12 protein-coding genes and 1 pseudogene are annotated in these 10,619 nt (G+C 41.3%); 5 read left to right on the forward strand and 8 right to left on the reverse strand.

What is annotated here, in order from left to right; genetic code table 11:
- Positions 1-10: 10 nt before the first annotated feature.
- The 6 genes from IAE19_RS10520 to IAE19_RS10545 all read right to left on the reverse strand — a co-directional run bounded on the left by IAE19_RS10520 (position 11) and on the right by IAE19_RS10545 (position 6,605).
- Complete coding sequence (locus IAE19_RS10520; RefSeq protein WP_200460889.1) at positions 11-1,513, reverse strand: FAD-dependent oxidoreductase; 1,503 nt, start codon at positions 1,511-1,513, stop codon at positions 11-13.
- A gap of 75 nt (positions 1,514-1,588) precedes the next feature.
- Positions 1,589-1,942, reverse strand: coding sequence for a RidA family protein (locus IAE19_RS10525; RefSeq protein WP_200460890.1), 354 nt, complete (start codon positions 1,940-1,942; stop codon positions 1,589-1,591).
- Positions 1,943-1,952: 10 nt separating this feature from the next.
- A complete protein-coding gene (locus tag IAE19_RS10530; RefSeq protein ID WP_005257632.1) occupies positions 1,953-2,303 on the reverse strand; it encodes a cupin domain-containing protein in 351 nt (116 codons plus the stop codon).
- A gap of 43 nt (positions 2,304-2,346) precedes the next feature.
- Entirely contained in the window at positions 2,347-3,690 is a 1,344-nt protein-coding gene (locus IAE19_RS10535) for an MFS transporter (RefSeq protein WP_200460891.1), read from the reverse strand.
- 135 nt (positions 3,691-3,825) lie between these two features.
- Positions 3,826-5,163 (reverse strand): MFS transporter, encoded by a 1,338-nt coding sequence (locus tag IAE19_RS10540; RefSeq protein WP_200460892.1) that lies wholly within the window; start codon positions 5,161-5,163, stop codon positions 3,826-3,828.
- Positions 5,164-5,285: 122 nt separating this feature from the next.
- On the reverse strand, positions 5,286-6,605 hold the full coding sequence (locus IAE19_RS10545; protein ID WP_200460893.1) for an NAD(P)/FAD-dependent oxidoreductase: 1,320 nt from the start codon (positions 6,603-6,605) through the stop codon (positions 5,286-5,288).
- Positions 6,606-7,004: 399 nt separating this feature from the next.
- Here IAE19_RS10545 and IAE19_RS10550 point away from each other — a divergent pair, with 399 nt between their 5' ends.
- The 5 genes and pseudogenes from IAE19_RS10550 to IAE19_RS10570 form a co-directional block, all read left to right on the forward strand.
- Positions 7,005-7,460 (forward strand): acyl-CoA thioesterase, encoded by a 456-nt coding sequence (locus IAE19_RS10550; RefSeq protein ID WP_200460894.1) that lies wholly within the window; start codon positions 7,005-7,007, stop codon positions 7,458-7,460.
- 91 nt (positions 7,461-7,551) lie between these two features.
- A complete protein-coding gene (locus tag IAE19_RS10555; protein WP_200460895.1) occupies positions 7,552-7,746 on the forward strand; it encodes a type II toxin-antitoxin system Phd/YefM family antitoxin in 195 nt (64 codons plus the stop codon).
- A gap of 27 nt (positions 7,747-7,773) precedes the next feature.
- Positions 7,774-8,070, forward strand: a complete 297-nt coding sequence (locus IAE19_RS10560; RefSeq protein ID WP_200460896.1) for a DUF1330 domain-containing protein — start codon at positions 7,774-7,776, stop codon at positions 8,068-8,070.
- Positions 8,071-8,220: 150 nt separating this feature from the next.
- A complete protein-coding gene (locus tag IAE19_RS16625) occupies positions 8,221-8,496 on the forward strand; it encodes a hypothetical protein (RefSeq protein ID WP_227612248.1) in 276 nt (91 codons plus the stop codon).
- Positions 8,481-9,509: pseudogene (locus IAE19_RS10570) on the forward strand (NAD(P)-dependent alcohol dehydrogenase); the annotation flags it as partial. The gene IAE19_RS16625 and the pseudogene IAE19_RS10570, both read left to right, overlap by 16 nt.
- Before the next feature lie 287 nt (positions 9,510-9,796).
- Here IAE19_RS10570 and IAE19_RS10575 read toward each other — a convergent pair.
- Positions 9,797-10,123, reverse strand: coding sequence for a DUF2149 domain-containing protein (locus tag IAE19_RS10575; RefSeq protein WP_200460898.1), 327 nt, complete (start codon positions 10,121-10,123; stop codon positions 9,797-9,799).
- On the reverse strand, positions 10,110-10,619 hold the full coding sequence (locus IAE19_RS10580; protein WP_227612240.1) for a MotA/TolQ/ExbB proton channel family protein: 510 nt from the start codon (positions 10,617-10,619) through the stop codon (positions 10,110-10,112). Before IAE19_RS10580 ends, IAE19_RS10575 begins: the two co-directional genes overlap by 14 nt.

The following is a 10,619-nucleotide window of genomic DNA, read 5'->3' on the forward strand; positions in this document are numbered from 1 at the left end:
TACCGTTTTTTTAAATACTTGTTTCATTAGGCTTTCGATAAACTTTTTGAGTATCTTCTTTAAAATGAGAAAGTTCTGCCAGACGGCGTTGTTCTGACCAACCCAGCGCTTTTGCAGCAATCATGGATAATGCTTCGGCACGAGCAAATCCTAGATCTGGATCGAGACCGTCAGAAAGTCGTCTACGAACTAGATCGGAGAGACGCACAACATGCTCCTCCATAATCATTTGTGTAATATCTTGGTCATTCTTGGGATTATGAGATTTGAATATCATCCCCTTTGCAGGTGCATTTCGTTTGCCAAGATATTTTTCTACAGATTGTGCAGCCAAACGTCCAGCATGACGATGCATCATAATGTATGAGCCTGTCATCGTGACCAAGCCAGCCAGAGCTAGATCCTGAATCGCACGTACAGGTAAGCTCACTGTCTGACCATCTAATGTCGACATCGGTCGCACACCGCACCAGCAATGCTTTACATCTTTGCGTGTCAAATTCAGATCGGGAAACAAGAAATTAGCTTCAGCTAAAATATAGTCAATTTCAGCATCTAACACCTGAATATTATCTGGGTCATCTGTCACAAGCGATTCAGTTGGGCCAATAAAATGATATTCACGCCATGGAAATACATAGAATGTTTCACCTTTGCTGGAAAAAGCTTCTAAGCCTTGCCCACGCCATTGATCTGGCAAGCGTACCATCACATTGACGCCCTTACGTCCCAGCACTCGATTTATATCTTTTTTACCACCACCGATAATCCGGTCCACCCATGGCCCAGCCGCATTAACAATCGCTTTTGTTGTTATCTTGACTTGTCCATCCATTTCAGGCGCTTGTTCATTTAGGGTCACTTCCCATATTTCATTACATTTTTCAATTTGAGTAACTTTGGTATAAGTGCGGATTTGAGCGCCACGTCGTTCAGCATCTAAGGCCGTATCTACACAAATACGTTCAGGCCAGTCATACATATATTCTTCAAATATCGCGACTTCAGGTGATGGCTTGCTCAGCGCTGCCACCATAGCACTCTCCTTTTTTGCGATATCTGGTGATACTTTACGATATGCAAGAGGTACGCCACGGCTGGTGAGCGTCTCCATCATTCGAAAACCGAAATCGATTAACCAATGTGGATAACGGTCGCCTTTTCTGAAAGGATAATGAAAGCGGTGTTTAGTCAGTCGATGTGGTATGTCCGCAACTAACTCGGCCCGACAGTGCATAATATTGCGGGCATACAGAAAGCGTTTCCATAAAGAAATTAATCGAAATGGAATTTGCCATAAAGGAAAATCTGGCGCCAGATAACCCACACCAGAATACAACATACGGCTTGAACGCGACGAGGTGCCTTCACCAATGTCAGCCCGGTCGACCAGTAAAGTACGATAACCTCGCGCGGCTAACTCTCGTGCTGATGCACAGCCAACAGCACCTGCACCAATCACCACAACATCATAAATATCTTGATCTAAACTGTTTAAAGCCAAACGTCCCATATATCCCCCAACATTTTATTCAACTTCAATGCCGATCTGAAGTACACCCAGATCGGCACAGCAAGACCATAAAATCTAATTCACTACCGCTGTGGCTTGGATTTCAATCAAATAATCTGGCGTTGCCAATTGAGCGCCGACGCAGGCACGAGCAGGCTTATCAATTTCTTTCACCCAAGCATCATAAACCTGATTCATGGCCTCAAAATCTTGCATATTTGCTAACCAGATTTGAACACGTATAATCTGGTTTTTATCTGCACCTGCCTCTTCTAATAACTGTTCTAGCTGCTCTAACACGCAACTGGTTTGTTCAGTTATTCCTTTGTCCGTACATTTTGCGACAAGTCCTGCTGTTTCAATACGTTGTCCACTTATCACCACTTGACTGGCACGGGCACCGCTGCGAAGTCTTTGAATATCGCTCATTCATTTCACCCTAGAAAATACAGTAAGTTTTGCGGAAGTCTTCTTTAATATCCCAAACCCCTTCACAATGGGCTGGGAATAACACAGCATCTCCTGCGCGCAGTTCGACAGGTTCTCCCCCTTCTGGCGTGAAAATGCACCAGCCTTTGACAATATGGCTAAATTCACGATTGGCAATATGACGTTTAAACTTGCCTGGTGAGCTTTCCCATACACCAATGCTTGCGGCAATCGTTTCAGAGCTTTGATCCTGAGCCGTACTTTGTTGGGCAATTAATTCACCGACTGGCAACTTTGCAGGTGCAGGTGCACCGAGTACTGCAGATTCTGCCTGACGTACAACAACGAGCTGATTTGACATAATGTTCTCCTGTTATGGTGTTTAGACCGAGATTTGATAAATGTTATTTTTCCACTGGCTTTAGACTTGCTGCCTGATTTAAATCCATGGCATCTACATCTGGCGCGAGTGCCCATGCTGACCATGCACCGATTAGGCAAACAGCAGCGGCCACAATCATGGTGATACCCACACCCCAACTGGCCAGAGCAAATGGCAATAAATATGTGCCGATTGCTGCGCCAATACGTGAAATAGAAGTCCCTAGACCTACGGCGGAGGCACGAATTTCTGTAGGGAATAATTCATTTGGATAAACATATTCCATGACTTGAGCTCCCCCAATGAATACGGCATAGGCACCGAAGAGCAACAACACAACTGTAGGTGAGGCTTCAGGATATAAACCGAGAATAAACAAGGCTATACCTGACCATAAGAAGCTATGGAACAGCATCTTTTTACGGCCCATGGTATTGATCAGGGCCGTTGCTAGAAAACAACCCACAAAAAATAAGAAGGTAATGGCAACCGCACCCACTCCTGCCAGATCGCCTGTGAGCCCTAAAGCGGTTAATACCTGCGGTGCAAAGGCATAAATTGCAAACAGAGGTAAAATGGCACACGTCCAGAAAATAGAAACAAATAGCATGCGCTTACCGTAGCCTGAGTGAAAAAGTGCCCAAACTGAGGTATTGGTAGAGCTATTTCCGACTGTTTCAGATAAGTCCTGATGAGAATAATCTGGGCCATATACCTTTTTAATCACAGCATCTGCTTCTGCAATTCGCCCTTTATTCAGCAACCAACGTGGTGACTCTGAAGCTCCCATACGGACCATTAAAAATAAAGCACCAGGGACGATTGCACTGGCGAGTGCCCAGCGCCAAGCTTGTTCGCCACCAATTCTTAAGATGAGTTCTCCTACTGCATAAGCGACTGCAGCGCCAAGAAACCAGACCATGACCATGGCCGCCAGACGAGGACCACGATTTTTACGAGGCAAGAATTCTGCGAGGTAGGCTGTTGCAATTGGGTAGTCAGCACCCACGGCAATACCAATTAACAGGCGCCAGATAAAAAGCATGAGCGCGGATTCAACCCAGAACTGAGCCAGAGAAAAACCAATAATGGCGATCAGGTCAATCAGATATAAAACTTTTCTCCCGTATTTATCGGTAATCCAACCACCGAGAAATCCGCCAATAAATACACCGATTAATGCTGAAGCAGCGATCATGCCTTGCCAGAATGTGGTAAGTGCTAAGGCATCTGTCATTTGCAACATGACCACACCGACAATACTCAGCACGTAACCATCTAAAAAAGGACCTCCAGATGAATAAAAGGTCAGTTTTTTATGATATGAGTTCAGAGGAATATCCTCTAAAGGAATCTTATTTTTCATTGGTACTACCTGCCTTTTCTAAAGCAAATTGCACTCTATCCATTTTTTTAAGACAAAAAATCTCTATAGCTCCTCCAGAAAAGGAGCTAACTATTTGTTTTATATCATCTAGATAAAGTGGTTTATATAATGGAGTTAATTGTTATTTAATGAAGCAGCCTGATGTAAATCTACAACATCAATATCGGGTGCCCATGCCCGTGTTACCCATAACCCGACTAAACTGATGGCAGCGGCTATTAGCATGGTCGTTCCAATGCCCCAGTTTGCCAATGATAGAGGCACAAAGTAAGTTCCTGCCGCTGCGCCGATACGTGATAATGACGTGCCTAAACCTACTGCTGTAGCCCGAACTTCGGTTGGAAATAACTCATTTGGATAGACATATTGCATGACCTGAGCGCCGCCAATGAATACGGCATAAGCACCAAATAGAATCAGAATAATTAAAGGAGATGCACTTGGGAAAAGGCCTAGTAATAGCAACATTAAACCTGACCAAAAGAAGCTGTGCGATAACATTCTTTTACGGCCAACTGTATTGATTGTCATGGTTGCAGCAACACATCCGACACAGAACAGTACCGTAATCGCCACGGCGCCCCACTTTGCCATATCACCAGTTAAATTTAACGCTAGCATGACTTTCGGTGCGAAAGCATAAATGGCAAATAAAGGAATGATTGAGCAGGTCCAGAATAAACCGACGAATAAAGTGCGCTTACCATAGCCTGAGTGGAATAAAGACATCACAGATACTTTATTCTTTGCATCAGTTTGTTGTTCAGACAGATCTTCTACAGAATATTCAGCACCATAAATCTTTTTGATCACGTTATCCGCTTCAGCAATTCGCCCTTGACTGACGAGCCAGCGTGCAGATTCAGGTGTACCTAAACGCCCTATCAAGAACAATGCACCTGGCAAAATGGCACTTGCAAGTACCCAACGCCATGCATCTGGCCCAGCAATTTGTAAAATTAACTCACCAATAATATATGCCGCTGCCGCACCTAAAAACCATGCAGTAACTAATGCTGAAAGTCGTGGTCCACGATTTTTACGCGGTAAGAACTCTGCCAGTAATGACGTTGCAATTGGACAATCTGCTCCAACAGCAGCGCCAATAAAGAAACGCAAAATTACCAGCATTAACGCCGTTTCAACCCAGAACTGAGCAACGGACAAACCGACGATCACGACCAGATTTAAAATATAGAGTAATTTACGACCAATTTTATCGGTTAGCCAACCACCAAGAAAACCGCCAAAGAAAATTCCAACTAGCGCTGATGCAGCAACCAACCCTTCCCACAACAAAGACAGATGTAATGCAGAAGAGATCTGGAGCATGACAACACCGATGATACTTAACACATAGCCATCCAGAAATGGACCACCTGCCGAATATATGGTCAGTTTTTTGTGAAATTTATTTAAAGGAACTTCCTCTAAAGGTATTTTATTACGCATATAAACTCCTTTACCTACACGGTATAAAACTGTTATCTATCCCTTAACAGCTTTCTTTAGAAAACAATTGTTATGACGCACGTAATGCATGAGCTAACAATGTTTTATTTACTTTTTAGCATCTAACTTTCTTGACCTGCTCGGCATTGACCCATCATTAAATTGACATTTACACCAAGTGATAAAAACGGTTGCGGTGGGTTGGCATTTGGGCCAGGTGATGAAATAAGAAAGTCGATCAGTTCATTTCTTTCCCCTGCTAACCAGTCCGCCAACAATGTTCCTGCCATGGTGCCTTTGGTGGTTCCAAGGCCTTGCCAGCATAATGCGCCATAAACATTCGGTGCCAGTTGACCAAAGAAAGATTCATGATTTCTTGACAGGCACATCGATCCGCCCCAGGTATATTCGAACTCGACATTGGGTAACATTGGAAATCTATTTTCAAAAGACTTTCTTTGGCGTTGAGCAACCCGAGGCAAAAGATGAGGTTTGCTGCGGCCATCGGTATTGAAACTAAAACTATTTCGCACCAATAAGCGCTGATCTGGTGTTCTACGTAAGGTACTTCCAAATGGATCAGCAGGAATAATCCCCCAGGTTTTTTTGCCACCTAAGGCAGATTGCTCTTCTTCAGTGAGTACCCGAGTCATGCTGGCATAAGTAAAAATTGGCAGTAATCGTCCTTTCAAGAAACCGAATTGAGAGGCAAAAGCATTGTTGGTGAGAATAAGCTTGTTTGCAATCAAGGTTCCATTTGCCGATTGCAAGGTAATTTTTTTTGCATAATCGACCTGAGTAATTGCCGTATTTTCATAGAGCGTGACATTCTGAGGTAAATGATCTGCTAATCCTTTCACAACAGCCGCGGGTTGAACCAATAAAGTGCCTGGTGTGTAGAGTGCTTTTTTATAAAAGTGTGTACCAAAATGTTCTGGAATATCCTGCTCTTCAATAATTTCGCAATGCTGACCTAATTTTTCCAGTCCATTTTTATAGGCTTCTAAAACTGCCAAACCACGTTTTTCTACAGCAGCCTGATATTTACCAGCAGCTTCGATCTGGCAATCAATTTTGTATTCTGCAACCAGTTTTTTTATAATACCTTGTGCTGCCAAGTTTAACTTGAGATGTTTTTCTGCAATTTTAATATCACCGATATAGTCCGCAGCGCCAATATCATGTGGTAAATCAATCATAAAACCTGAATTACGTCCTGAAGCGCCATAACCGACTTCCTGTGCTTCAACCAGAACGATATGATCATTTGGAAAATTTAGGGCAAGTTGTCGGGCTGCTGATAATCCTGTGAAACCAGCGCCAACGATGACCCAGTCTGCCTCAACTTTTTCTTTGAGTTGTGGTTTGACCAGTCTGGATGGGCTTAAATGAAACCAAGCGCATCCATTATCATCAGCAGGTGTCGAGCCGATATTTCTCATAAGAAATTCCTAAAATCCTTTTCTTATTATTTTTGTCCTCATTCCGATGTCTTGCATATAACAAAATGGGCAATTTTTAGGATAAAATAGACATTCCATTAAAAGTCGACAAAATGAGTTTTATTAAAAAATGTATTTTTATTAAAAAATTATAAATAAAAATCAGATACATAAACAAATTAATTAAAGTAAATATATTCTAACCTCTCATTTTTCCCTCTATGTCATATTCTTCATATTTGTGTTTTTTTGCTTCATCATTTTTATGAGATAAATTGACCTTTTTTTTATATTTCTATTTTTAGAATGATGTTTTGATACTTTAATCTTTTTTAATATGGGTCAATAGCTGTGGTAAGTCACTTTAGTCTTAATAAAGATGACCAGTCAGAATTAACAATGTCTATCCTCATGACTCCGGATATGGCAAATTTTTCTGGCAATGTTCATGGAGGAACGATTCTTAAACTATTAGACCAAGTGGCCTATGCTTGCGCGAGCCGTTATTCAGGTAGTTATGTTGTTACCTTATCTGTCGATAAAGTTATTTTTAAAGAATCAATTCATGTAGGTGAATTAGTAACTTTTCTGGCCACAGTTAATCATGTTGGCACAACATCTATGGAAGTAGATATTAGAGTTGAATCACAAAATATTCAGCAACGTACTATACGCCATACTAACAGTTGTTATTTCACCATGATTGCTGTTGATGAAGATCGTAAACCACGTGTAGTCCCGAATTTGGTTCTAGATACAGCCTTAAAACAGTGTCGTTTTAAAGCTGCTTCACAGCGCAAAAGTATTCGCTTAAAAGAACAAATTCAACCTTCTTGTCAACTAAGAGATAAGTAGTTCTTAAATAGGGATTTATTGCCTAATTAAAGCGAAATGACCGAAATTAAATTTAGTCACAATTAACCATTTAATATCATGGAGCATAATTATGGATAGCATGAATTACTCTAATGCTAGAGCGCAACTTTCTATGCTTATGGATAAAGCTATTGGCGGACATCCTGTAGAAATTACCCGTAGAGGTAGAGGATCGGCTGTCATTATTAGTAAAGAGTCATATGAAGCATATAAAAAGGCTGAGTTTGAAGCGAGATTCCCCTCTGAGTTGAAAAAACCTGAATAGAAATAATTTTATAAAAGGAATTAAAAAATGCAGGCACCTAAAGGATATTGGATTATAGAGTGTCAGGAAATTACTGATCAAATCTCTATGCAAAAATATGTAAATGCTTGGACTGAAATAGCCAATGAGTTTAATGCTCAAATTATTGGTGGCACTAAATCTTCTGACTTTGTAGAAGGCCCACAAAAATCACGAGTACTTATTTTAGAGTTCCCTTCTTACCAAATTGCTCAAGATTGCTATTACAGCGAAAAGTACCAAAAAGCTAAGGAACTTGCATTAAAGGCAATGGAAAGAACGTTTTCCATTATTGAGGGAATATAAGGTCTAATGAATTTTTTAAACTACGATCAAGCTAAAGACATTCTAAATTGGCATGAAGCTATTGAGGCACTAGGTTTAGGTCATGAAAAACCCAAAGCAACTCTGCACGACTCACTCATAGGCCCTAAAGATGGCATGTTATTAAATCGTATGGCAAGAATTGAAGGGTTGGGCTATAGAATAAAAGCTGAGTCTGTCTTCAATGGAAATACAAGTATAGGGCTTCCTAATACTCATGGAGTGGTCGTAGTTTATTCTTCTGAAAATGGCATTTTACGCGGCTTGGTTGATAGCCACATTATTACCGATCTGAAAACTGCTGCTGATTCTGTATTAGGGGCTACTCTACTCGCTCGTCCCGATAGTAAGCATCTAGTAATCATTGGAGCAGGTCGCGTTGCTCACAATCTGGTTATGCTGCAGTAGAACAAGGCACGACTCTCGTCCCTTTTACATTTGAACGCCGTGAATTACGTGCTGATGATGTGAATATCGAAATCCTATACTCAGGTGTCTGTCACTCAGATTTACATATGGCAAAAAACGATTGGGGACGTACCGTTTACCCATTAGTGCCAGGTCATGAAATTGTTGGTAAAGTCATTTCTATCGGAAAGGACGTAACTAAATTTAAAGTTGGAGATCATGTCGCTGTAGGAACATTTGTTGATAGCTGTATGCATTGTGATCAATGTCATAAAGGTGAAGAACATATGTGCCGTGAAATCTTGACCGAAACCTATAATGGACAAGATCGCATCACACAAGAAAACACTCGTGGTGGTTATGCAAAACATATTGTCGTCAAAGAACATTTTGTATTGAACATTCCAAATAATCTAGACTTAGCTCGTGCAGCACCTCTACTTTGTGCAGGAATTACAACATATTCCCCACTTCGTACATGGAATGTTGGTCCTGGTACTCGTGTAGGAGTGATTGGCTTGGGCGGTTTGGGACACATGGCTGTTAAACTTGCCGTAGGCTTAGGTGCAGATGTCACTGTTCTCAGTCGCTCAAAAAATAAAGAATCTGATGCTTTGGAACTTGATGCACATAGTTTACTAGATACCTCCGATACTCAAGCAATGCAAGAAGCATTAAATGCATTTGACGTAATTATTGACACTGTACCTGTCAAACATGACATTAATCCCTATATTCCTTTACTCGATATTGATGGAACATTAGTGATTGTAGGTCAATTAGGTCAAATGGATGAACTATTTACCGTACCTGCCATCATGGGGCGTCGTCGTATTGCAGGCTCAATGATTGGGGGAATTCCTGAAACTCAAGAAATGCTGAACTTCTGTGGTCGTATGAATATTCTACCTGACTGTGAAATGATTCGCATGGATCAAATTAATGAGGCTTTTGAACGCTTAGAACGTTCGGATGTGAGATATCGATTTGTCATCGATATGAGCACGAGCTAAAGTCTAATATTTTGATTAGATAAGATTTCTAGCTGAGCGTTATTTATTTTAAAATCAGCGCAAAAGATTAAAAATCTTACGCTCAGCTAGAATTTAATTATTGCTAATTTAAAGCCTGAACTGACTGCTGTAACCCTTTCTGAATATCTTGAACATGATATACTTCTTATTGCTGATTTTCATCAATATAAAACTCTTCAACAATATCTAAGCCATCACCCAAAGTTAAACCTTACAAGAGCTAGGTATTACAATCGTACTCTATCACACCTTTTTTCATTATAGATTTAAGGCGCAGTAGGAGACTCTGATTCTGGCACATAAATCATGCGTCCATCTGCAAGCTGGTAAGTCACGCCCGCCTTACTGCCCTCACCCTCACCAATTTCGCCAGTTGACTGATATTGCTTGAGTTCCTTACCTCTTTTAAATGACATTTTCATGTTGGCCTTACCTGGATTTTCAATCACGATCACATCATCCTTACGAAAGGGATTCAGTGGATTCTGGACAATTAGCATCATTAAAATCACGGTAATCACCAGAAACAAATCAATCAGATTGACTACCGATAACATCGGGTCATCACTTTCATCATGCTCAAGAAAGCGCATCAGCTTGCTCCTTATACTTTTGACCACGCTCAAACTGGCGCAATTCTTCCAGTAGCCAGCGTCTGCGAATCACCAGAATAAAAAAAGTAATGGAAGCAGCAACCAATGATAGGATCACCGAGGAAAAAGCCATCACCATATTCTGCCCGACCTGATCGGTCTGTCCTGAGGACAATGCTAGTAAGGCAGGTCCCATTGGAATCATGGTGGCAATCAAACCCAGCATGGGTGCGGTACGTGAAACAATGCGTAGCCATTCCAGTTTTTTGACAATCCATAATTCCAGATCATCACTGCTGACTGGATTTTTTTGTTGACTTAGATAACGGGCAAATGCCGACTGATAGGTAGTCCTACCTCTGAGTACGCTTTCCATCAGAAAGCTGCCCAGTGATAACAGTGCAAACACCACTGCGCTTAAAATCAGAATAAGGACGGGCCATAGGAAGATATGGGAGATTTGATAGATCACTGACTCGATGTATGAGATTTGCAT

The sequence above is a fragment of the Acinetobacter sp. S40 genome, assembly GCF_016624705.1.
Classification (GTDB): Bacteria; Pseudomonadota; Gammaproteobacteria; order Pseudomonadales; family Moraxellaceae; genus Acinetobacter.